The following is a 24,912-nucleotide window of genomic DNA, read 5'->3' as shown; positions in this document are numbered from 1 at the left end:
TGAAGCTAGGCCACATATGATTTTGTTTGCGTTGATTATCGTTATTTTAGCAATGCTTTGGTAGGAAAATTTTCTCTATATTGACTAAAATCGAGAAAAATTGGCAAAAAATTTCTTCAAGTATTGAATTAGAATAGAACTAAATCGCGGTCCCTCTGACCCAAAGCTATAACTATTACTGGAAGCGAGCCAATACATGAAACAACACCTATGGCCTTTATTTATTGATGTAATCAACCGTGAAGTCGTCCCTGCACTAGGCTGTACTGAACCAGTCTCTGTAGCATTAGCGACAGCTATTGCTATTGATCGACTAGGTGTAAAAGCCGAAGCTAGCTCAGTAAACATTGAAGCAAGCGTGTCACCAAACCTAATGAAAAACGGTATGGGTGTGGGCATCCCTGGAACAGGCACAGTCGGTTTAACGATGGCTGCCGCAATTGGTGCTATCGCCGGTGATCACACTGCTAACCTAGAAGTGCTTAAAAATGTGACCGCTGAAGATGTCGCAATCGCGAAGCAGATGCTGGAAAACAAGCAAGTTTCAGTGGGTGTCGCGGATGTCTCTAATATCCTTTATGCAAAAGTGACAGTGTTTTACCAACAACGCAGTGTTGCGGTAACCATTGCCGATGGCCACACTAATATCGTTGCAATCGAAGAAGATGGTATCACTGTATTTAAAGCAGAACCGCAAGTGAAAGGTGAGAGTGCACCAAGCACAAATCCATTTGATGAAGCGACAGCGCAAGATGTTTACGACTTCGCAATGAACGCAGATCTAGAAGATATCCGTTTTATCGAGCAAGCTAAAGTTCTTAACACAGAGTTGTCTGAAGAAGGTCTTTCTGGCCGCTATGGCTTAGAAATTGGTGCCACATTCCGTAAAAATGAAGAGCGTGGTCTGCTATCTGGTGGCTTGCTAACAGAAGTATTGATTCGTACATCTGCGGCATCAGATGCGCGTATGGATGGTGCAATGAAGCCAGCAATGAGTAACTCTGGCTCAGGTAACCAAGGGATCGCCGCTACCATGCCAGTGGTTGCAGCAGCGGATTTCCTTAAAGCATCAGAAGAGCAAACAATTCGAGCTCTTATGCTATCTCACTTGATGGCAATCTATGTGAAGAGCTACCAGAACAAACTATCAGCATTGTGTGGTGCAACGACAGCGTCAATGGGTTCTGCAGCTGCGATCACTTATTTGCTGGGTGGTGACTTTGAGCAAATTAGTGCGTCGATCTGTAGCATGATTGGCGATGTAGCTGGTGTGATTTGTGACGGTGCAAAAACTTCATGTGCGATGAAAGTGTCATCTTCAGCAGGCTCAGCGGTTAAATCAGCATTGATGGCTATTGATGGTATCCGTGTAACGGGCAATGAAGGCATTGTGGCAAACGATGTAGATGCATCAATCGTTAACCTATCGGCATTGGCAAATGGTTCAATGACTCAAACTGATGTGCAAATTCTCGATATTATGATGCAAAAGTAATCGGATAATATCTTCCTCTCAAACCAAGCTCTCTTGCCTTTAGGTCGGTTAGCTTGGTTTTTTTATGCCTGCCGTTCGGTGTCTGTCCCTCTTATTATTCTTCACTAGTGCCTGTCCCTTTAACTGCGTGTAACTCAATAACGTTCTCTTTTCGTGTTATCTAATCGACTGTTTTAATTGTGACTGTCCTAGTTGCTTGAAGTGTCTGTCCCTATTACTACTTGTCCTTATAACTTGCGGCGAGGTGGTGGGGCGGTTTAGTGACTTTCTGGTGTGTAGTTGGTTAGGGTGTTAAATAGCTATTTATCTCAAATGATATTGCTCAATAACGCTGACTTATGTGTGGTCAGCTTGAATTTGGTATCTGATACTCGCTAAAAGGGTTGAAATGGTAACTATTGCTATTTTAAGTCACGCTATTTATGACCTAGGTCTTTGGTCAACTTTAACTTATGGTCGAATAGTGAGCGTAAAATCATTCAAATAATATGATAAATATTGAATTTAAAGTTTAAAAATGTACATTTGCCGAAAAATAGTGACTTTTTGCTTTTTAAATCGGTGGCTAATTAATAAAAGTGTGAACAAGCTCTCGTGCTGAGAGTACGAAATCTAGCACATAAAAAATGTTGAAAGGTGAGGTCGATCATATTTTGCTGGTGATTAGATTTTAGGACAATTGATCTATGTCAGTACAAAGAAACCATCAAAGAAAATAGGGTTATTTATAGTAATTTTTCCTACCTTAAGCTGTTTTGACGATATTTTTAATAAACAATTTCTACTAAACCTCGAGTATGCTCCTAACCAAATCCAGTCAGACACTGTAATCTGTCGGCGAATACTAAATAAAAAACCAAGCAAAATGGAATCTAATTATGAGTGAAACAATGCAAGCTGTCCCTACCGGCGCGAATGACACTAGACCGCTCCATGAGCGTGCAAACATGACCAAACAAGAGTGGCAAAAAGCCATCAAGTTCGACAGCGTCGATGTAGGTTGGGTAGTAATGAGTATCGGTATGGCTATCGGTGCTGGTATCGTATTTCTGCCTGTACAAGTAGGCGTGATGGGGCTTTGGGTATTCCTCCTTTCTTCGGTCATTGGCTACCCTGCCATGTTCCTGTTCCAAAAACTGTTTATCAATACCTTAGCTGAATCAAAGAAATGTACTGACTACCCGGGTGTTATTGAAGGTTACCTCGGCAAAAACTGGGGCGTAGCATTAGGTGTTCTTTACTTCCTAATGTTGGTTATCTGGGTATTGGTATACTCTCTAGCGGTAACGAACGATAGTGCTTCATACCTACACTCTTTCGGAGTGACTGAAGGCTACCTAAATGACAACGTGTTCTATGGTTTAGCACTGATCTGCGTACTAGCATTTATTGGCTCTAAGGGTGAGAAACTACTATTCAAACTGTCAGGCTTTATGGCTGTAACCGTGCTATCTCTTGTTGCTGTGATGGGTATTCTTCTAATGGCTCGTTGGGATATGGCGAACATTCCAGCTATCGGCAGCTTTGGTCCGATGCTAAAAGACGCGATCATCACACTACCATTTACGCTAACGTCTATCTTGTTTATCCAGTCGCTAAGCCCAATGGTGATTTCTTACCGTTCTCACGAGAAATCAATTGAAGTTGCTCGTTACAAAGCTGAGCGCGCAATGAAAATCGCATTTAGCATCTTGTTTGTTATCGTGTTCTTCTTCGCTGTATCGTTCACTTTTGCGATTAGCCAAGAGCAAGCAACTGAAGCGATGAACAAAAACATCTCTGCGCTAGCAATTATTGCACACTACTTCCCAGGTAGCTGGGCGACTGTAGCAGGTATTGTTATCAACATCTTCGCAGTAGTGACATCTTTCTTCGGTGTGTTCCTTGCGTTCCAAGAAGCATGTCGTGGTCTAGCAATGAACGTTCTGCTTCGTAGCCGTGATGAGTCGCAAATCAACAAGGACCTAGTAAACAAGCTGGTAACCGTATTTATCATCCTACTTGCATGGTCTGCAATTGCACTAAACGCTCCAATTCTATCGTTTACGTCAATCTGTAGCCCAATCTTCGGTATGGTTGGCTGTTTGATCCCTGCTTACCTAGTTCACAAAGTGCCTCACCTAAATAAATACAAAGGTGCAGCGACGAACTTGATTATTGTAACGGGTATTCTACTTTGTATCTCTCCGTTGCTAGCATTCATGTAATTGAATAATTAACAGTGGTACCAAAGCGGCTCAGTTGAGCCGCTTTTTTTTATCTCGCGATGAATGCGTCGTATTGGTAAAGTGCGTATTGCCATAAACGACAGCAATTCAATGAGGTAAGGATGGAATTCTTAGAGTGTTCGTATACTGTGTTGCCACAAGATCTATTGCTTGAAGCCGATCCCGACTGGCAAAGTATCGCGTCATACCTTGATGGTAGCTGGTGTTTCATTGCACAAGATAACTCTCAAATTCTCGCCGCGTGTGTCGTTAAGGCGACATCGGCCTCAGTTGCTGAAATATTCAATATTGCCGTCTATCCGCAATGGCAACAGCAAGGCATAGGGTCACAACTTCTTAAGTTCGTTTTAGCGCAGCTGTCGCTAAAAGCGATAACGCGAGTTGAACTCGGGACAGGCACTTTTGGTTATCAATTGACTTATTACCAACGGCTAGGTTTTCGCGTTGACGGCGTGATCAAAAATCACTTTGTCGATCATTATCCTGAACCCATCTACGAGCACGGTATTCAACATCAAGATATGTTGCGGCTCTCTATCTCGTTGGAGAGTGAACAATGACTTTGTCCATCGACCATTACGAAAATAGCCTACTTGAATACGCAAAAGCGCAGATGCTTCAAGACCCCGCCCACGATATTGCCCATGTGCTGCGCGTTGTTCGCACCGCTAAACAACTGGCTCAAAATGAAGGAGCGCAACTAGAAGTTGTCGTACCTGCGGCTTATCTGCATGACTGTGTTTCGTTGGCAAAAAATCATCCTGACCGAGCGAAAAGCTCCCACTTAGCTGCGGATAAAGCGATCCTATTTCTCCAGCAACTTGGATACCCTGCTGAGTATTTTCAGGACATACATCATGCGATTGTTGCGCATAGTTTCAGTGCCAAAGTGATTCCCAAAACGCTTGAGGCGGAGGTTGTTCAAGACGCAGACAGATTGGATGCATTGGGCGCAATTGGTGTGGCGCGTTGTATTCAAGTCGGCACAGCCTTAGGCGTGGCTTTGTATAATCCGCAAGACCCATTTTGTCAGCAGCGTGATCCAGATGATCGCCTCTATTCGGTTGATCATTTTTATACCAAGTTGTTTACGCTAAAAGACACCATGTGCACTGACTCTGCTCGTCGTGAAGGTGAGAAGCGTACAGAGTTTATGCGTCAATATTTAGCGCAATTGGCAGGCGAGGTATAAAAACGGCTACATAAAGTAGCCGTTTGAGAAGTTAGAGTTATCGTTTTACAAAGAGTTATAACTCAGCGCTGAACGTGGGGCGGTAGGTAAGTTGAGTCGTTGAAGCGCTTGTCGACCCTGCTCTGTAATACCGCCGCTGTAATCGCTCTCACCATTTGGCAGATCGGCTTTTACTTCACCAGGGTTCCATTGTTCAAAGAAGTCTCCTAAATCGAACCCTGACGCGTAAGACGCGCAGAGCATCATAGTATCGCTAGCGTTTAAACCAGTACTTTGCTGGCGGCAGTAGTTTGTTTCACCGAAGAAGGTTTCTTCACGCGCCTTACGATGCATCAGCTTATACAAGTTCCAACCTTGGTCGTCGCTATAAATTGAAGGGATCGCTGAGCCATCTTGGTACCAATCTTGGATATCGAAGTGCTCATCAGCCCACAATTTGAGTTGGGCAAACATCACCAAACGAAGCCCTGCGTCTGCTTCACTCCATGCGTTTCCTCCGTGCATTGACATCCAGTGGCCTACTTTCTGGATGTCCAGTTTGACACGAGTCATCTCCGGTAAGTCTTCACGCTGTTCCTGCATATAAAGAGCCAGAATGTTGTTGGTCACTTCCGTTGAACCTGCAACATTAAATGGAGCTGCGGCAAGGTTATGTCCAACTTCATGCCAAAGTAGCCAGTCGTTGACGGGGTTGGTCGGTATGGTTGTTGCGTCAACGTTGAAAGAGGCACTTTGTACTGGGTAACCGGAGTGCGCAGCGCCAATAGAGATCTGGCGATCATTAACAAAATGATGGCGGTGATCTGGTAATACTTCAGGGCTGGTAAAGCGACGATGATTGCCTGTTAAGGCATCTTGGTCTCGCCCATAAAAATCACTCGCCGCGTCTGCAAAGCGGTTCATTTGCTCAGAAAACTCGGCAACATGTTGCTCGTTGCTGGCGTTTTTGACTGGCGTAGTGTAGATAAAATGCCCAGTATCAATATCGGCTAACGGTACATCCTCATGATAGCCATGCACCCATTTGCCTTGTTTCCAGTAGGAGCCTTTGACAACGTTGCTAAAGCTGTAAGTGACAGTCTGTTGCTGATCGCTGGCGGTTGGTGAGATATAAATCAGTCCGCCGTAAGGTACGGTGAACGTAAGAGATTGGCCGTCGTAATCGAAGTTGCTTTCGACACGAGGAGGGCGATTTAATGCCATTTCGTGATTGTTGCGGCCAGTAAGGTCGTCAACTAAAGCAACAGTGATGGTACCCGCCGTACCACCAGTGACGCGCACTTCTTCAAGCTGTGGTGCCCACAAACCGGTTGCTTGGCGATTGTTAGCCGCAAAGGTCACTGGGTTTTGATAGGTTTGAATTTCTACCTCAGCAGACGTTGTTTGATTTTGAGGACGCCCCGGGTAACGGGTGGTATCAACCTTGATATCATGATCCCAATAAGAGCGTCCCAACATGATACGCGTTAATGGTTTCTCCATGTAATTTAATGGATAACTTGGGTTAAGCTCGCCATTGGCGTGAAGAAGGCCGTATTCGACCAGTGATTGACCTAATGCGGCAGGACAAGAGACATCGGCACCAGTTTGATGTTCATTACTGGTGTAGCAGTTTAGGAACTGTACCAGTGTTTTGAAGCCCAACTCATCATGCTGGACCGTGCTTTCGTACAGATAGTCCTCATTATTCCATAACCAGATCGACAGGTTATCGTAAACCGCATTCAATTCGGCACTTGGTAGGCGTTTACCTTGTGTCGCTTTAGTGCGGTAGTAGAGTTCGTGATTGTAGAGCGCAACAAGGTTGTCACCCAGATTAGCAGCCTTGACCATCGCATCAACGACCACACTGCTCATCGGGTAGCGCGTAAAGTCTGGGCGTTCATAGTTACCGCGGGTTTGGATTCCATGGCCTTCGCGATACTCAATACAGTTGACTTCATATGGGTACTCGTCTTTACAGACCGGCACTCCAGGAAACTCTGCTTGGATTTTCTCTATAGCTTGAGCGCGCTCTTTCTCATCCTTGACTGCAAAGAAGGCGTACTCACCAGTTGCTTGATTGTTTTCATCTTTAAAGCGAGGAATTTCAAGTGTTGGCATGTCAACCGGCCCTGGCCATACTACCGTGCCTTGACCATTTTCTTTTTTCTTTATGGTGATGTTTGAGGTATCGGCGTAGCGCTCATAAACCACTAATCCACCGCTTAACTGAGCGTGTAAATTAGGCGTAATACTATCACCATGACAGAAGTAGCTTGAGCCACAGTAAGCTTGTCGAGTAATGACGGTATTGCTTTCACCGACGACCATACCTGCAGAATCGAATAAGCGAGCAATCGGCTCAGGGTTGCGTGGTCCAATTGCTTCCATCACAAGAATATTACCACCGTTGGTAACGTAGCGAACTAAGTCACTGATGTCGTCTGGCGTTAGAATTGGTTCATCAATGTTTGCCATGGTTGCCTTGCTATCATAGCCGCTTGTAAGCTGCTGATAACCTTGCAATAGCAAAATTGGTGTGGTGTCAGGGTCAAGATCACCAAACTGGTTGGTTGAGTAAAACTCGAAATGGTTGATGCCAAATGTCGCGTCAACGAAGAACGGGTAGGTTTTGTCTTTGTGCCAAGTTTCAAACGCATAACCAAGTTCAATATTAGAAGCGATAGCCTTGGTTCTATAATCTGCATCAAACCATTCAAACATGTTGGTGAAAAATGCCGCCATTGAGCCGTTGTCGTTGCGACTATCAGCCTGTTGTTCTGCTACTGTACCTTTATAAATGCAGCGTTTTTCTTCGCCATTAATGGTTAACTCCGCACCTGCCCAATAGTTGTCTGGGCAAGAGAGGATACTTGGGTACATCGAGTTGCCCATATAAACCACTTTTCCTTTGCCAATTTCACCACTGGTAACAAATGGCAGGTTAAAGGTGATATTGTCTGCCACCAACTCCATTGGGCGTTCTAGTGTAATCGTGGCATCTGCGTCCAACACGGTTGCATCGACAAAGTAAGCTTTTTTATCGCTGCCAGCACCGCGTGTCCAAGCGGCTTCTTGACCAATACCTAACCAATGACTGTTATCGTTGCGTGCCATCATGATTGGGAAAGCACGGTTCGACAAGTTGAGCGCGCGTTGTCCACGAGCTTCGCCGCTGGCACCATACCAAGAGTAGGTGTCATGAAACACGTGGAACTGATCAACACCTTGGTAAAGCGCTTGAAGCGTTTTGGTTACGTAGCCACCAGAATGCAGAGGTACGGTTTTGGTTGGCTCAAACATCTGGCTAAATTGGTAGCTTGTTGGTTTATAGAGTTGGGCGTCAATCAGTGCTGCAAGACCCCGATCAAACTGTGCTATAAACTCATCCGGTGTGAAAAATTCCGTGGGATTACCTTGTTCATCGAGCAGGTTTGATTTGCTTGGCAAACTGAGGTTAATCGCCTCATTCACCACATTTGGGTAGAGAGCAAAGACTCGATGCACCTCTTCTCCCATTGTGATGGTATCGAGTTGAGTGTCTGTGTCATAGCGTTCAAGCAGATGTTGAATGTTTTGCTTGATAAGTGGATTTGACGTGACGTCACTGAGTTTAAAAGTGACTTGGTTACCTTTGACTTTACCAAATGTAAATGTATCAATACCGAAGGTGATATCTTCACCCCAAACGAACTCAAACTCGCCCTTGTCGCTGGTGATGCCTTGTTTACTGTGAGTGTAAAACTGGATGCCGACGATCGGTCGACCTTCTGCATCGGTCAGCGAAGCAATGGTGTAAATTGGGTTCTCTGGATTGGGTTGATAAGCTAAGTTATTTTCTACGTTGGGAGAGACAAATGCTCCCTCTTGTCCAAACTTATCGTCTTCTGTCCCTTCAGTGACTTCTGGTACGACTGTATCGTCTACGTGGGAAGAAGGGGCTTCGCCAGTATTTTCTTCTGGTTTAGGTGTGAGGAAATCTTGCACCAACTCTTGGTTGTTAAGGTTATTGTAGACCTCTTCAATATCAATACTATCAATGGCTTGTAAGCAAATGCTGGTTTGAGTAGGGCACGCGTCAATTTTTTTTAATACGCGGTGCGCATTGTCAGAGAAAGGGCCGGAAATAGTCAGTTTTTTTCTTGCCAGCGAATCAAGCTTTGATGGGGTAGGCTCCGCTTCGATGGCAGCAAAGTGTCCAAGCTCTACTTGACCAAATAGGCAAGTGACTTCCTCACCATAAGCCAACTTTACGCTGCCAGTATGATCCAAATTGATATCATTACAGACGACATCACCGACAATGGTTTGATTGCCCACTTCGAGTGTCGCTAGATAATTACTTGGTACGACGATATCAGGATTATCAGAGGATGAAAGCGTTATGCTTTCATCGTTGCAGCCAGTGGCCAGCAAAATTGACACTGTGCTGGCCAAAAGTTTGATCTTCATTCAGGAAATTCTTATGGTTAAGTTATTAAATTTGCAGGGATTTTATCCATGTAGCACGTCATCAACTAATTAATAAATTTAATCGTGACGAGTAATATTGGGTGGTAAAAATGACGGGTTTTGTAGGTCAATTCCGACAAAAAACGGATTGAATTTGTCGCGAAGTTGAACCGATATTGAGTTGGCTAGATCGTGAGAGGAATGAATGGCAAAAATTGCGGCGATATGCGTAAGTGACTTTAAGATACCGGATTCAGAGTATTGTCACGGGGTCGTAGAGGCTGTTAACGATTTTGGGTTTAGAACCACTGGAGCTTCAACTCGTTGTCTGTCTGCAAACCAAGTCCTTCTTGCTGCATTAAGTGCATTGAGTTCATCTAAGTACAAAAAAAGTCCCCGAAGGGACTTAACGATCAGAGTAGTTATCAATGATTGAGGTGTAGAGTTGTTGATAGTTGGCTTTGTCCAGTTCTTCCGGTTCCATCAACTGTCTAATTAAGCCATCGCACTGTTCAACGACTCGCTTGAGCATATTGATATCGGCTTCTCTTGGTAAACGCTTGGCTAATAGCTTGATTATACTCATGCAAACAGACTGCAAAAACGGACACTTTTGATTGATTTCAATGTAGATCTTAAGCAGTTCCGTGAGCGTCATTTTGTTGGCTTGGATATACTTATGCTTACTTTCAAGCCATTGAAGTTTATCTACATTTGCTTGTTGCAGTTGCTCAAGCATTGTGATTTGGCTGGCGTAAATATTCTCATTTTGCTTGCGCTGAATACTTTCACTGCACCTAGGGATAAGCTTACTAAACTCAGTATCAAAATTCATATGATTGAGTAGCCAAGCGAATTGGTTGAACGGGTAGAAGTGCGCCAATTCAAGTTGACGATGCACTTGGTTCAACTTGCTGATCGCCAATCGATACTGTTGCTCTTCGAGGGCAATATGCGCCAACATCAGATCGAGTTCAACTTGCAGTTTGGCTGCTTCCTTCATTCCTGCGACTTGAGTATAGAGACTCTTCGCTTCGTTCAATCTCGCGACTTTTTGCTCTGGTGCGCAGTTATAGCAAGAGTAGAGAATGATTCGAATTAAGTTGAGTTTTGCGTATATCGTATTTCGGTAGGTTTCTTTGTTGATCTCCATGTAAATACGATAGCGCTCCAGCGCATTTTGGTAGTCTCCGACCGCTAAGCAAAGGTTGCAAATAACCAGTTCACGTTCGGAGTTGCCACGCACTATTTTACTTGCCAATTCAAAGTGACGAATAGCGGATGGGATCTGATTATTGACCAAACTGAGGTTAGCAGCAGCGGTACGAAAGACGGTACTGTTCGGCTTTGATGCGAGCAATTTATTGATCATCGCTTGGGCTGTTTTCTTGTCCCCAAGATGCATCAGCGAGTTGGCTAAGCCAATCGTTGCCCAGTCATAGTTGCGGCGCTCTAGAATACTTTCGTAAAGCTTCTTCGATTCATCGTGCAATTGTAAGCGGTTAAGGAACTCACCTTTAAATCGCGCGATGATGAATTGATACTGAGGGTAAAAGGGCAGCAACTCATCACACAATTCAAGCCCTTGCTCAAACTGATGTTTACTTTGCATTTGATACAGCTGGTACAGCGCGTGCTTACGATTCAGTGCAGACGTCACCCTCTCTTTCAACGACATAACGTTGAAAGGTTTGAGCAAGTAATCATCCGGTTTCAGTTCAATAATGGAATGAACGACAGTGGACGAGCTTTCTCCGGTAATCAAGATAAACACGGATTTATCATGCAGCAGGCCGTGATATCTCATCTCTTCAAATACTTGCTTGCCATTCATCCCACGACCTAAGTTGTAGTCGCACAAGATCAAATCGTACTGTTCTTGGCGGGCGATTTGGATGCCCGCTCTGGAGGTAGAGCAATAGTTAATCAGCCGATCATTGAAGCCGATTTTGACTAACATGCTTTTTAGCGTGACGATAACAATTGAAGCGTCATCAATGATTAACACTTTTAAATTGGAGAAAGATTTCATTTACTTACTAAATTGCGCCAACTCGATAACAGATTGAATGTCTAGTTTTTTAAATATTCGATTTTTGTAGGTACTTACTGTCTTTTCACTGATCTCAAGTGTGGCAGCGATTTTCTTGTTGTTATAGCCATTTAATAGCAAGTTGGCAACGTTGATCTCTTGTGTTGACAGCAGTTGGTAAATTTTTTGGATGCTCGCTTTGTCCCTATCGCTCAGTGTCGAGGCGATGGTTTTGACGTAGCGAGGGTTTTTATTCGCGACAAAGCAATAGTAGCTCTGGTTGCTTACTTCATGGGCGATAGGGTTATTGCCTTCCAATAGGCAGATTGAGCCAACAAAGTTAGTCGCACTCAACTGAGCAATCATCTCATTGACATCGCCTTCGATAAAATCCATATCGATAACTAACAGACTGATATGTTGAATGTTTTGGTTATCAGTTAATTGATTAATCACGCGAACGATTTCGATGCTGGCAAACAACCCTTCTTTTGCCATCGTCTTGCAAATGGCGTGCGATGAGGCACTGTTTGGACTCATGATCACCGCATCGTGCTGATGATGCGTCGTGGTCAGTGTATCGGGCTCTAAGTGGTGGCCAACATATTCCCACAAGGCTGAGATTGGCAACGGTTTGCACGCGTGGAAGCCTTGATAACAGTCCACCCCAAGGCTAATGAGGTATTGCAGTGTTTCTTCGTCTTCAATGCCTTCGACGACGCAATTCAGGCCAAGCGAGTTCGCCAACTGAACGCACATCCCGGCCAATTGCTGGTTGCGATAATCATTAGTGATGTTTTTAACGAAACTGCGGTCAATTTTTAACTCTGTAAATGGCAACAGCGCCAGTTGACTCAGAGAAGCATGCCCCGTTCCAAAATCGTCAATCGAGAGACAAATACCATGCATACGCAAACGAGCAAGGTTTGCTAAAGAGTTACGGGTATAGCTGTAGGCTTCATGTTCCGTCAACTCCAGTACCAGTCTGGATGGTGAGAAATGGTAATCCTTGCAAAGAGCAAGCAGATCATCACACATATCTTCTTCAAAGTTGGACTGACTCAAGTTGATTGACAGATGGATGCTGTTGTTGAGTAACGAAATCGCAGAAATAGATTTTTCCGCGACATGCCAGAACAAACGACTGCTTAACCCCAGTTGATGAATCGTATCGAGGAAACTGGCAGGTGTTAGCACCCCATATCTTGGATGAATGCATCGAATTAGCGCCTCAACACCGACAACTTGTTTGGTTTGCGCGTTGAACTGGGGTTGATAGTAGTTAGTAAACCAATTTTGCTCGAATGCAGTGAGCACTTCTTGCTCAGTCAGCTGAATGTGTTTTGCGTCTTCTGTATATGTTTCACTGCCGCTTTTCAAGCGTTCGAACACTTGTTGCAGCGCTGCGAGTGAATGTGGTTTGTTGATTGTGGTGACGAACTTAAAGCCCGCGGCAACACACATATTGCTGGTTAGTTCTATCACGTCCTCTTTCATCGCGCTGTGAATAGCGATATTGAGGTTAGGCGCAATAGCAGACAACTGGGAAAGGACTTGAACACCGTCCATGTCGGGCAAGTTGATGTCACAGATAATAAAGTCTATCTGTTCATTTTGGCAGATTTCCAATGCGGTTTTTGCTTCTCTTGCCAAAGCAATTTCATGATAGCCCAAAGCAATGAGAGACAGCTTTAGCTTAGTCGCTTGGATGATATCATCTTCAATAATGAGTATTTTCATGCATTTTGCCTTTGTTTAGACCACAGCTCATGATGCTTTGCTACTGAGTCGGCTTTAAGAGACGCTCATAATCTTAATGAGAGATAAGCGCTAACAAATAACCGGAAGTACCGTAGATAAGTGATGAGCAAAACCTACCTTGTGCGAATGTGAAGCCCTATGGTGTTTGGTGTGTTAACCACGAGTTTTTAATGCAAAAGTGCAGTGATTCGGGCGGAATATGAAAAGAAAAATGTACGGTAAACAACCATTGAGGTCGATACAAATTTGGGCACGGTAGATCTTTTTAGTCACTATTAACGCGGCGATTTTAGCAGCAATAAAGTGACTGTCAAAATAAAAACAGACTATGTAAAAAATTCATAAATTACAATGGTTTATTTTGTAGGTTTTCTCTGACAATTTTGCATAATCCGCCGGGTTTTATATATTTGCACGATCAATGTTTGTAAGTGAATAAAGTTAGCGATGTAATGAAAACCATTTTGTAACAAAATCAACAAAAACTCGTATTCTTTGTGGTTGGTAGCGATCTTTGTGGAAAATAGCAGAAAACGGAACACTATTGATGCGCCAATCAGCCATTACTGGTACCAGTTCGCCGCGGTTGATTTCATTTTCGCAATAGATCTTGGGTACACGAATTAAACCGTTACCCAGTAAACAAGCCTTGACCAATGCACGCCCATTTTTACAAGTAAGTTTGCCTTTAACGTGACAATCGTAATGTTTGTCAGCCTGCGTCGCATGGACAAAGCTCCATTTGGTTACAGAGCCTGTTAGGGTTCGATGTTCAACCAACTCTTTAGGGTGGGAAGGTGAACCAAATTTAGCAATATAGTCAGGGCTTGCCAGTGTCACCATTTCAACATTCATTAGCTTGCGCGCAATAAAGCCCGCGTCTTCCAATTCTCCCATGCGAAAGGCGATATCAAATTGATCTTCAATCAAGTCGATACGGGGGCTAGAAAAGTCTAAGTCGACGGTCATTTGCGGATACTGCAACATAAACTCGCCAATCGCTTGAGCAATCATTTCTTCACCTAAGTAGCCTCCGACACAGTTGACGCGTATTAATCCCTGCGGATTTTGAGTGTCGTCAACCGCCGCAATTAAGGCTTGGTCTATCTGCTGCATGGCAGTTTCACATTGATGGAAAAAGCGCTCTCCTGCCTGAGTTAGGCGAAGCGTTCGCGTGGTGCGAGTCAACAACGTGACACCCATCTGTTTTTCCAACGCACTAATTTGTCTCGATACATGGGAACGAGAAACTTCAAGCGCATTGGCCGCTTTAGTGAAGTTCCCGAGTTTGGCTATCAACACAAACGAGCGAATATCAGCGAGATTAATATTGTTCAGCATAATCCAAGGACAAAATAGTAAGGGAGGCGATAATCGCAGTATGGCAGATTGTTGCACCTGTGCAACAGTGTTTGAACTTAAATGCTATATATCAACTATCCGACACTGAGTAATATGTCGTTATTGCCGCAGAAGGTCTTCGGCAAATCAGAATGTTTGGAGATAATAATGAAAAAATTAGTTGTGATTACAGGTGCAAGTTCTGGTATTGGTGAAGCAATTGCACGTCGTTTAAGTGAGGCTGGCCATCCATTGCTACTGATCGCGCGCCGAGTTGAACGCCTGCAAGCATTAGATTTGCCAAATACGCTTTGTGAGAAGGTCGACGTGCTGGACAATGTTTCATTCGCAGCGGCAATCGCGAAAGCAGAAGAACAGTTTGGCCCAACAGATTGCATTGTTAACAACGCTGGTGTAATGCTGCTGAGTGAACTTGATGTTCAAGACCCACAAGAGTGGAAACGAATGTTTGACGTGAACGTCATTGGTTTGATGAACGGTATGCAAGCAGTACTGGCTCCGATGAAACAACGTCGTGCGGGAACCATCATCAACATTAGTTCTGTTGCTGGACGCAAAACGTTTCCAAATCATGCCGCTTATTGTGGAACTAAGTTTGCTGTGCATGCTATCTCAGAGAATGTTCGCGAAGAAGTGGCGAACTATGATGTTCGAGTGACCACTATTGCGCCTGGAGCCGTTGAGACTGAACTGCTTTCGCATACCTCTTCAGATGAAATCAAAGCGGGTTACGATAGTTGGAAAGAGGAAATGGGTGGAGTATTAGCCTCTGATGATATTGCTAGAGCAGTAGAATATGCTTATAACCAGCCGCAAGGTGTTTGTGTGCGTGAAATCGTGATCGCACCGACTCGCCAACAGCCTTAATTGATCACCTTTTGGATGAACAAAAGCCCCTTTTGAAGGGGCTTTTTTGTGTAAAAAATAACCAGCTTAACTCAGTTTCGTTAGCCACCATACTTGACCTAACTACTCATGTCACAACATCTGTGATGTGTTTCTCAATTGCCAAATCTATTCGTGTGGATTGTGTTATATTGCCGCCACCATGTGAGAATAATGTTAATCAATTATTCGCTGGTGTGGTATAACATGCTAGGAAAAAGATCATTTCCAGTTTAATTGGTAGTTCACGCTATCGGTTTAACCAATTTCCATTATTTATGTCATTTATTTAATGATACGCAGATTTATTTGCTATTCATTGAACGTATCAAAAGAATTATTCTATTTTTTAATACATTTTAATGGCAAATCACGTCGATGATTGATAATGTGTGCGCAATCTCTGTATGTTTTTAGAGTAATATGCTTCTTTTGTGAACTGTATCACTTTAAAACACTGCCGTTCAGTAATCATACAGAGCAGTCATGGATGCAAATGAAAAACTCGGAGTTTTACGCATGTATAAGAATAAAATCACACGTTCACTATTTGTTGGTGCTGGCCTTTCGCTTGCACTCGTAGGATGTGGTGAGCAGGCAGAGCCTAAACAAGCAGCACAACCTGCTGCTGCGCCTGAAGCGACAACTGAAACAGCAGAACCTAAACTAGCCGCAGTACAAGAACTGGTTCGTGGTAATGGTACTGAAGTTGCAACAATCGACCCGCACAAAACTCAAGGTGTTCCAGAGTCTCACGTGATTCGTGACATCCTTGAAGGTCTAGTGAACCAAGATGCAGATGGTAATCTACTTCCAGGGGCAGCAGAAAGCTGGGAAACCTCTGACAACCAAACCTACACTTTCCACCTACGTAAAGACGCACAATGGTCAAACGGTGATCCTGTCACTGCAGAAGACTTTGTATATAGCTTCCAGCGTCTAGTCGATCCTAATACCGCTTCTCCATACTCTTGGTATATGGAATACACTAAGATGAAGAATGCGAAAGCAATCATCGCTGGTGAAGCAGACAAGTCAACGTTAGGTGTTAAAGCGCTAGACGATCATACGCTCGTTGTTGAACTCGATTCGCCAGTACCATACTTTGTTATGATGATGGGACACCAATCGACAGCTCCAGTGCACAAAGCCACTGTTGAGAAGTACGGTGACCAATGGACTAAGCCTGAGCACTTTGTTGGTAACGGTGCTTATGTATTAGACGAGTGGGTTGTGAATGAGCGTTTGACGCTTAAGCGCAATGAGAAGTACTGGGATAACGCTGATACCATCATCAATAAGGTAACGTTCCTACCGATTGAAAACCAAGTATCGGAAATGAACCGTTTCCTATCGGGTGAAATTCATATTACCAATGAACTACCACTTGAACACTACAAGCGTCTAACTAAAGAGCATCCTGAATCAGTATCAGTAGTGGGCAACCTATGTACTTACTACTACCTATTCAATACTAAGAAAGCGCCATTCGACGACGTTCGCGTTCGTAAAGCGATTTCTTACACCATTGACCGCAACGTGGTTGCGAATGCCATCATGGGCCAAGGTCAAAAACCTGCTTACTTCTTAACGCCTGAAATTACTGCTGGTTTCGATCCAGAAATGCCAGCATACGGTAAAATGACTCAGGAAGAGCGTAATGCAGAAGCACAACGTCTTCTTGCTGAAGCCGGTTACGGTGCAGATAACCCTCTGGACTTCTCACTACTTTACAACACGTCTGAGAACCACAAGAAAGTCGCAGTAGCACTTGGTTCTATGTGGAAGAAGACACTTGGTGTTGATGTAACGCTAGAGAACCAAGAGTGGAAAACTTACCTATCAACTAAAGATTCTGGTGACTTCCAAATCGCTCGCGCTGGTTGGTGTGGCGACTACAACGAAGCATCATCTTTCCTAACGCTAATGAAGAGTGGTAACACGACAGGTGGTATTCACTACGACAGCAAAGCGTATGATGAGATCATGGAAAAAGCGATCACTTCTAAGTCTGAAGAAGAGCGCAAAGCGCTTTACGCAGAAGCTGAGAAGTTGATGGCGAATGATATGCCTTTGGCACCTATCTACCAATACGTGAAATCTCGTCTTCTTTCTCCGAAAGTTGGTGGATTCCCATCAAACAACCCAGAAGAGAAGATCTACTCGAAAGATCTATACATCATCGAGTAATTTTCTAATTCAAACAACTATAACTATAAAGACACTGCGCGTGATTTATCACGCGTAGAGTCTTGTTACATTTAACTGTCACAGACTGAAAGAGTGAGTTTATGCTTAAATTCATCGCTAAAAGGATATTTGAGGCGATCCCAACAATGTTGGTTTTGATCACCGTATCTTTCTTTCTTATGCGTTTCGCACCGGGTAACCCATTTTCAAGTGAGCGTCCTTTGCCACCTGAAGTAATGGCTAACATTGAAGCTAAATATGGCTTGGACAAACCGGTATCGGAACAGTATTTCACTTATTTGACCAACGTTATTCAAGGTGACTTTGGTCCATCGTTTAAGTACTTAGATTACTCAGTGAATGAGCTAATTTCAGTGGCTTTACCAGTATCTGCAAAGGTGGGTGCGATTGCCTTTATCTTTACCGTTATCCTTGGGGTAGCTGTCGGGACAATTGCGGCGCTGCGGCAAAATACCTGGATTGACTACGCGGTTATGTCGACCGCCATGCTTGGGGTGGTGTTACCGTCGTTCGTACTCGCTCCGGCATTGATCTATATTTTCGCGCTCAACTTAAAAGTGCTACCTGCTGGTGGGTGGCTTGATGGCTCGTGGCAATATTTGATCTTACCGGTCATTGCGATGTCACTGCTGTATGTTGCAACATTTGCTCGTATTACGCGCGGTTCAATGATTGAAACGTTGAACAGTAACTTTATCCGTACTGCTCGAGCGAAGGGACTAAGCTATCGTTACATCATTATTAAACATGCGCTAAAGCCAGCGCTATTACCTGTCGTTTCTTACATGGGTCCTGCATTTGTAGGCATCATCACGGGTTCGGTTGTGGTTGAGACCATTTTTGGTCTGCCGGGCATCGGTAAGTTGTTTGTTAACGCTGCCTTTAACCGTGATTACTCGCTAGTAATGGGTGTGACCATTTTGATTGGTTTCCTCTTTATTTTGTTCAACGCTATCGTTGACATCTTACTAGCTATGATCGATCCGAAGATTCGCTACTAACAGGGACGTATATGGTTATGTTAACGAAAAAAGAAAACCTTGAAGCGATCGAGAAGTTCTCGGAAAACCTCGAGATTGAAGGTCGCAGCCTTTGGCAAGATGCTCGCATTCGCTTTATGCGTAATAAAGCGGCGATGGTGAGCCTATTTATTCTTCTAATAATGATCTTGGCAGTGATTTTCTTGCCAATGGTCGCGCCATACACATTTGATGATACAGATTGGTATGCAATGCACGTGGCTCCTAATGCAGAGCATTGGTTTGGTACTGATTCATTGGGACGAGACTTATTTGTACGGACTCTTATCGGTGGTCGAATCTCGCTGATGGTTGGTGTGATGGGGGCATTTGTTGCGGTACTGATTGGTACATTATACGGTGCAACCTCTGGCTTTATCGGTGGTAAAGTCGACCGCATTATGATGCGTATCCTAGAGATCTTGTACGCAGTACCGTTCATGTTCTTAGTGATCGTATTGGTGACCTTCTTTGGCCGCAACATCGTGCTGATTTTCGTCGCGATTGGTGCTATCGCATGGCTAGATATGGCGCGTATTGTACGCGGTCAAACGCTAAGTCTACGTAGCAAAGAGTTTATCGAAGCGGCTCACGTATCGGGTGTGAGCAACTGGAAGATCATTACTCGTCATATTGTTCCAAACGTTTTGGGTATTGTGGCTGTTTACTCAACGCTACTTATCCCAAGCATGATTCTGACAGAATCATTCCTTTCATTCCTTGGTCTTGGTGTTCAAGAGCCTATGACTAGTTGGGGCGCACTGCTGCAAGAGGGTGCTCAGACAATGGAAGTGGCAATTTGGCAGCTAGCATTCCCTGCGCTGTTTATGGTTGTCACGCTATTCTGCTTCAACTACGTAGGTGATGGTCTGCGCGATGCGCTTGATCCAAAAGACAGATAAGTAAAAATTATAAGATTAAGGAAGCAATGATGAGCTTATTAGATGTCAAAGATCTGCGCGTAGAGTTTACCACTCAAGATGGTATCGTCACCGCAGTAAACGATTTGAACTTCTCACTCAACCAAGGTGAAACCTTGGGTATTGTGGGTGAGTCAGGTTCAGGAAAATCACAAACTGTTTTCTCTATCATGGGGTTGCTGGCAAAGAACGGCAAGATCTCAGGTAGTGCGAAGTTTGAAGGGAAAGAGATCCTTAACCTGCGAGAAAAAGAGCTGAACAAAGTTCGAGCTGAGCAGATTGCGATGATCTTCCAAGATCCGATGACTTCACTCAACCCATACATGAAAGTTAGCGATCAATTGATGGAAGTATTGATGCTACACAAAGGTATGGGTAAATCAGAAGCGTTTGAAGAGTCTGTACGCATGCTTGAAGCGGTTAAGATTCCTGAAGCGCGCAAGCGTATCACCATGTATCCGCATGAGTTTTCTGGTGGTATGCGTCAACGTGTCATGATCGCGATGGCGCTACTGTGCCGTCCAAAACTGTTGATTGCTGATGAACCTACCACGGCACTTGATGTAACAGTGCAAGCGCAAATTATGGATTTGCTTAACGAGCTAAAAGCGGAGTTTAACACTGCGATTATTATGATCACCCACGATTTGGGTGTGGTTGCTGGCTCGTGTGACAAAGTATTGGTCATGTATGCTGGTCGTACCATGGAGTACGGCACGGTTGATGAAATCTTCTATAAACCAAGTCACCCATACGCGGAAGGTTTGCTTAAAGCGATTCCTCGTTTGGATACGGAAGGCGAAGTTTTACCGACTATCCCTGGTAACCCGCCAAACTTATTACATTTGCCACCGGGCTGCCCATACCAAGAGCGTTGCCATCGTGTGATGGATCGTTGTAAGCGTGAAGCGCCAATCTTGACGCCATTTGGCGATGGCCGCCAACGTGCTTGTTTTTCTGAATGGGAGGCTTGGAGCAAATGAGTGTAGATAAAAAATTACTGTTAGACGTCAAAGACCTAAAAGTGCACTTTAGCATCGCTGCCAAGTCAGCGTGGCCTTGGACCAAACCGTCTAACTTGAAAGCCGTTGATGGTGTGAATGTTCGCCTGTTTGAGGGTGAAACCTTGGGCGTAGTGGGCGAGTCAGGTTGTGGTAAGTCTACCTTTGCTCGTGCCATCATTGGTTTGGTTGAGGCGACAGATGGTGAGGTCGTTTGGTTAGGGCAAGACTTAACTAAAATGAAGGAAGTGAAACGTCGTGAAACTCGTAAAGAGATTCAAATGATCTTCCAAGACCCGTTGGCATCTCTCAACCCGCGTATGACGGTAGGGGATATTATTGCTGAGCCATTAGAGACCTTCTATCCAGATCTTTCCAAGCAAGAAGTGAAAGACCGAGTGAAGGAAATGATGGCAAAAGTGGGCTTACTGCCTAACGTCATTAACCGTTACCCGCATGAGTTTTCTGGTGGTCAATGTCAGCGTATCGGGATTGCTCGCGCACTTATCTTAAAGCCTAAGATGATTATCTGTGATGAGCCAGTTTCAGCATTGGATGTGTCGATTCAAGCGCAAGTTGTCAACCTATTGAAAGAGCTACAAAAAGAGCTAGGTCTTTCATTGGTGTTTATTGCCCATGACTTATCGGTGGTTAAGCACATCTCTGACCGTGTATTGGTGATGTACTTAGGTAATGCGGTGGAGTTAGGCGAAGCTGATGCACTGTTTGCCGATCCTAAGCACCCTTATACTCGCGCGTTGATGTCAGCGGTGCCAATTCCTGATCCAGCGATTGAGCGCAGCAAAAAGATTCAAATGTTAGAGGGTGACTTGCCGTCCCCAATTAACCCGCCATCAGGATGCGTGTTCCGCACGCGTTGTCCAGAGGCGACCGAGTCTTGTGCGCAAACTCGACCGACAATCAAAGGTTCGGACGTTCACTCCGTTTCCTGTTTAAATGTAAGAATTTAACAAATTCAGCCTGTGACGGGCTATGGCGCGGCTTCTTAGTAGGCCGCGCTTTTTTTATTTCTGGCGTTAGTTTATTGGCTTAACTTGTAATAAGTGACATTCAAATTGTGACTTATGTCACTAGGTGATTACGCAACATCTTGAATTAAGTGTTTGCATACTATCTAATTTTGCCACGGCGTAATCCTGCGTCATGACCAATTGATAGTATGTTAACGTAAAATGAAAAAAACACTTGTTCCAGCAGCCCTAGTGGGCCTTATCGCTTCATCTCCAGTTTTCGCTTCAACCACACTGAATGTGTACAACTGGTCTGAATACCTTCCTCAATCAATTATCGAAGATTTCACCAAAGAAACGGGCATCAAAGTCAATTACGCGACATTTGAAAGCAACGAAACCATGTATGCCAAGCTTAAACTGCTTGATGGCAAAGGTTTTGATATTGTTGTGCCTTCGACTTACTACGTTTCTAAGCTGGCAAGTGATGACTTGCTACACAAGTTGGATAAATCAAAGATTGAGCAGTTTGCGAAACTAGACTCAACGATTTTAAACCAAAGCTTTGACCCAGATAACACTTACTCTGTGCCATATATGTGGGGCAGTACTGCGATTGCTTACAATGCAGATGTTATCGATGGCAGCAGTTTAAAAGGCTGGGCAGACCTATGGAACAGTGAATATGCTGGTCAACTACTGCTAACTGATGACGTACGTGACGTTATGGGTATGGCGCTGATGATTGATGGACACAGTGTTAACTCGCAAGACGATGCTGAGCTGCAACAGGCGTTTGAGCGTCTACAAAAAATTAAACCGAACGTGACTGTGTTTAACTCAGATGCACCGCACGTTCCGCTTGTGACTGGCGAAGTAAACGTTGGTATGCAGTGGAATGGTACCGCTTACCGCGCCCAAAACGAAAACCCAGCAATCAAGTTCGTTTACCCATCTGAAGGCGCAATTTTCTGGATGGATAACATTGTTATTCCAAAACAAGCGGAAAACAAACAAGCCGCCTATCAGTTTATCAACTTTTTGCTTAAGCCAAAGAACCAAGCCATTATTGTTGAAGAGATTGGTTATGCTGTGCCTAACTTACAAGCACTAGAGTTTTTGCCGCCACAAATTCGTGACAGTGAAGTGATCTTCCCGACCGATGAAGTGAAGCAAAAAGGGCAATTTTTAGGTAGCGTTGGCGATGCGGTCAGCAAATACGAACGCTACTGGATGGAGCTAAAGAAATAGTGAAAGTCATCTACACCGAAAAGCAACGTCTGCACCGTGTGAAATACGAGTTCCTCTCGGGGGAACCGACACCGTGTTTTGAGAAACCTGAGCGTGCCGATATGGTGTTGAATGCTATCCATCAGCAGGGTGGTTTTACCGTCTGTGAGCCAGACGCCTTTGGTACCGACCCTATGCTATGGGTGCACACTCCCGACTACGTTGAGTTCTTACAGTCCGCTTGGTCTGAATGGGAAGCACGTTTTGGTAGCGAGCACGATGCATCGCCATACTGTTTTGTAAGCCCACGTTATTTGCGCCATCGTATCCCTAAAGATATCGAAGGTAAACTTGGCTACTACAGCTTTGATATGACTGCAGCCATCACCAAAACCAGTTGGGACGCGATTCAAGCGGCGACAGACTGTGCATTAACGGGTGCTCAACTATTAATTAATGGTGAGCATTCTGCGTTTGCGTTGTGTCGACCACCAGGTCACCACGCTGCGCCAGATATGATGGGTGGATACTGCTATATCAATAATGCGGCGATTGCAGCAGAGTCTCTGCGTCGCAATGGTAAAAAACGTGTCGCAATCCTGGATTTGGATTACCATCACGGCAACGGTACGCAAAGTATTTTCTATGATCGTGATGACGTGTTGTTTGTTTCGATTCATGGCGACCCTGACTACGACTACCCACATTATCTCGGTTTTGCTGATGAAGTCGGAGAGGGGAAAGGCAAAGGATATAACCTTAACCTTCCACTGCCGCAAGGGAAGACCGACTGGTCGCTCTACCAACCAGCGCTGCACACGGCTCTGAGCAGAATCCAAGCGTTTGATGCGCAAGCATTGGTTATCTCATTGGGAATGGATACGTATGAGAATGACCCGATCAGCTACTTTAAACTGAAACGTGAAGATTACCGCGCGATTGGTGAACAGCTAGGTAAACTCGGCATTCCAACCCTGTTTGTGTTTGAGGGTGGCTACGCGGTGGATGACCTTGGTTACAACACCGTCGCCGTGCTTGATGGTTTTAAAAACTAACTGATGAACACCCTCTGTAAAGAGGGTGTTTTTTTATCTTCGTTAGAAAATTTTGAACAACTCCGGCAATTTCTTGGGCTTAATTGATTTGAGCAACGTTTTATACTGGCTCAATCAGTGATAGATGGAGAAAAAGATGGGTAAGTTAGTTGAGGGCGTTTGGCAAGATATTTGGTATGACACTAAGGCCAGTCGTGGCAAGTTTGTACGTGAAGATGCAGGATTCCGCGACTGGATTCAGCACCAACCCAATTCACGCTTTCAAGCTGAAAGTGGTCGTTATCATCTTTACGTGTCGCTGGCCTGTCCTTGGGCTCATCGTACCCTGATATTCCGCACTCTAAAGGGGCTAGAAGCACATATTGATGTCACCGTTGTGTGTCCAGATATGCTGTCTGAGGGCTGGCAAATGGGGCTACCAGAGCCATTATTCGGTCATACCCGATTACACCAAATTTATACCCAAGCGAAGCCCGACTATACCGGACGAGTTACCGTACCTGTGTTATGGGATAAAAAGCACAACACGATTGTTAGCAATGAGTCATCAGAGATCATTAGGATGTTTAACAGTGAGTTTAACCATCTGACTGACAATCATCTTGATTTCTATCCCGAGCATCTCCGTGGCTTAATTGACGAGTGGAATGACTATATTTATCCGAATATAAACAATGGAGTGTATCGTTGTGGCTTTGCTACCACACAAGAAGCCTACGAAGAGGCTTATGACAAGTTGTTTGAGGCCTTGGATAAAGTGGAGCGCCATTTGGCGACGCATCGTTACTTAGCCGGTCGAGAAATTACTGAGGCGGACTGGCGACTGTTCACTACTTTGGTGCGATTCGATGCGGTTTATGTCGGACACTTTAAATGCAACAAACAACGCATTGCGGATTACCCTCACCTGCAAGGGTATCTAAAAGATCTCTATCAAATCGAAGGTATTAAACAGACCACTGACTTTTACCACATCAAACGCCACTACTATTTCAGCCATACAGGTATAAACCCGACGCAAGTGGTGCCCAAAGGACCGGATTTGGACTTAGAGTCTCCTCATCAACGAGCGCAAATTAGTTAGTCACTAAGCAAAGGCTCGCTTGCGGGCTTTTG

General features: G+C 44.4%; 17 protein-coding genes. 13 read left to right on the top strand and 4 right to left on the bottom strand.

Annotated elements, in window-relative coordinates:
• Positions 1 to 196: 196 nt before the first annotated feature.
• From GZK95_RS09340 to GZK95_RS09325, 4 genes are all read left to right on the top strand, one after another.
• Complete coding sequence (locus tag GZK95_RS09340) at positions 197 to 1,495, top strand: L-cysteine desulfidase family protein (RefSeq protein WP_075716454.1); 1,299 nt, start codon at positions 197 to 199, stop codon at positions 1,493 to 1,495.
• 947 nt (positions 1,496 to 2,442) lie between these two features.
• On the top strand, positions 2,443 to 3,702 hold the full coding sequence (locus GZK95_RS09335; RefSeq protein WP_139315105.1) for an SLC5/6 family protein: 1,260 nt from the start codon (positions 2,443 to 2,445) through the stop codon (positions 3,700 to 3,702).
• A 122-nt stretch (positions 3,703 to 3,824) separates the two neighbouring features.
• Positions 3,825 to 4,283: a GNAT family N-acetyltransferase gene (locus GZK95_RS09330; RefSeq protein ID WP_075716456.1), complete on the top strand. Its 459-nt coding sequence runs from the start codon at positions 3,825 to 3,827 to the stop codon at positions 4,281 to 4,283.
• A complete protein-coding gene (locus GZK95_RS09325; RefSeq protein ID WP_075716457.1) occupies positions 4,280 to 4,915 on the top strand; it encodes an HD domain-containing protein in 636 nt (211 codons plus the stop codon). Before GZK95_RS09330 ends, GZK95_RS09325 begins: the two co-directional genes overlap by 4 nt.
• A 45-nt stretch (positions 4,916 to 4,960) precedes the next feature.
• Here GZK95_RS09325 and GZK95_RS09320 read toward each other — a convergent pair whose 3' ends face one another.
• From GZK95_RS09320 to GZK95_RS09305, 4 genes are all read right to left on the bottom strand, one after another.
• Positions 4,961 to 9,349: an SslE/AcfD family lipoprotein zinc metalloprotease gene (locus GZK95_RS09320; protein ID WP_075716458.1), complete on the bottom strand. Its 4,389-nt coding sequence runs from the start codon at positions 9,347 to 9,349 to the stop codon at positions 4,961 to 4,963.
• A gap of 406 nt (positions 9,350 to 9,755) precedes the next feature.
• Positions 9,756 to 11,381 (bottom strand): tetratricopeptide repeat-containing response regulator, encoded by a 1,626-nt coding sequence (locus GZK95_RS09315; protein ID WP_075716459.1) that lies wholly within the window; start codon positions 11,379 to 11,381, stop codon positions 9,756 to 9,758.
• Positions 11,382 to 13,121 carry an EAL domain-containing protein gene (locus tag GZK95_RS09310; protein ID WP_075708020.1) on the bottom strand — a complete coding sequence of 580 codons (1,740 nt, stop codon included), beginning with the start codon at positions 13,119 to 13,121 and terminating at the stop codon, positions 11,382 to 11,384.
• 462 nt (positions 13,122 to 13,583) lie between these two features.
• Entirely contained in the window at positions 13,584 to 14,483 is a 900-nt protein-coding gene (locus GZK95_RS09305) for a LysR family transcriptional regulator (RefSeq protein ID WP_075708018.1), read from the bottom strand.
• 168 nt (positions 14,484 to 14,651) lie between these two features.
• On the opposite strand from GZK95_RS09305, the gene GZK95_RS09300 reads away from it, so the two are divergent.
• The 9 genes from GZK95_RS09300 (at position 14,652) to GZK95_RS09260 (ending at position 24,880) form a co-directional block, all read left to right on the top strand.
• The gene (locus GZK95_RS09300; RefSeq protein ID WP_075708016.1) at positions 14,652 to 15,371 is read left to right on the top strand and encodes an SDR family oxidoreductase; all 720 of its coding nucleotides are present in this window, start codon (positions 14,652 to 14,654) and stop codon (positions 15,369 to 15,371) included.
• Between the two features lie 537 nt (positions 15,372 to 15,908).
• Positions 15,909 to 17,579, top strand: a complete 1,671-nt coding sequence (locus GZK95_RS09295; protein WP_075708635.1) for an ABC transporter substrate-binding protein — start codon at positions 15,909 to 15,911, stop codon at positions 17,577 to 17,579.
• A 101-nt stretch (positions 17,580 to 17,680) separates the two neighbouring features.
• Complete coding sequence (gene oppB / locus GZK95_RS09290) at positions 17,681 to 18,601, top strand: oligopeptide ABC transporter permease OppB (RefSeq protein ID WP_075708014.1); 921 nt, start codon at positions 17,681 to 17,683, stop codon at positions 18,599 to 18,601.
• Positions 18,602 to 18,618: 17 nt separating this feature from the next.
• Entirely contained in the window at positions 18,619 to 19,521 is a 903-nt protein-coding gene (oppC, locus tag GZK95_RS09285; protein WP_075708633.1) for an oligopeptide ABC transporter permease OppC, read from the top strand.
• Between the two features lie 29 nt (positions 19,522 to 19,550).
• Positions 19,551 to 20,522 carry an ABC transporter ATP-binding protein gene (oppD, locus tag GZK95_RS09280; protein WP_232061579.1) on the top strand — a complete coding sequence of 324 codons (972 nt, stop codon included), beginning with the start codon at positions 19,551 to 19,553 and terminating at the stop codon, positions 20,520 to 20,522.
• The gene (gene oppF / locus GZK95_RS09275) at positions 20,519 to 21,511 is read left to right on the top strand and encodes a murein tripeptide/oligopeptide ABC transporter ATP binding protein OppF (protein WP_075708010.1); all 993 of its coding nucleotides are present in this window, start codon (positions 20,519 to 20,521) and stop codon (positions 21,509 to 21,511) included. The genes oppD and oppF overlap by 4 nt, the downstream gene beginning before the upstream one ends.
• 222 nt (positions 21,512 to 21,733) lie before the next feature.
• On the top strand, positions 21,734 to 22,762 hold the full coding sequence (locus tag GZK95_RS09270; protein WP_075716461.1) for an ABC transporter substrate-binding protein: 1,029 nt from the start codon (positions 21,734 to 21,736) through the stop codon (positions 22,760 to 22,762).
• Positions 22,762 to 23,796: a histone deacetylase family protein gene (locus GZK95_RS09265; RefSeq protein ID WP_075716462.1), complete on the top strand. Its 1,035-nt coding sequence runs from the start codon at positions 22,762 to 22,764 to the stop codon at positions 23,794 to 23,796. Before GZK95_RS09270 ends, GZK95_RS09265 begins: the two co-directional genes overlap by 1 nt.
• 136 nt (positions 23,797 to 23,932) lie before the next feature.
• Complete coding sequence (locus tag GZK95_RS09260; protein WP_075716463.1) at positions 23,933 to 24,880, top strand: glutathione S-transferase family protein; 948 nt, start codon at positions 23,933 to 23,935, stop codon at positions 24,878 to 24,880.
• Positions 24,881 to 24,912 lie beyond the last annotated feature (32 nt).

The sequence above is a fragment of the Vibrio panuliri genome (assembly GCF_009938205.1).
Lineage (GTDB): Bacteria > Pseudomonadota > Gammaproteobacteria > Enterobacterales > Vibrionaceae > Vibrio > Vibrio panuliri.
This window is presented reverse-complemented; position numbering and strand designations above follow the sequence as displayed.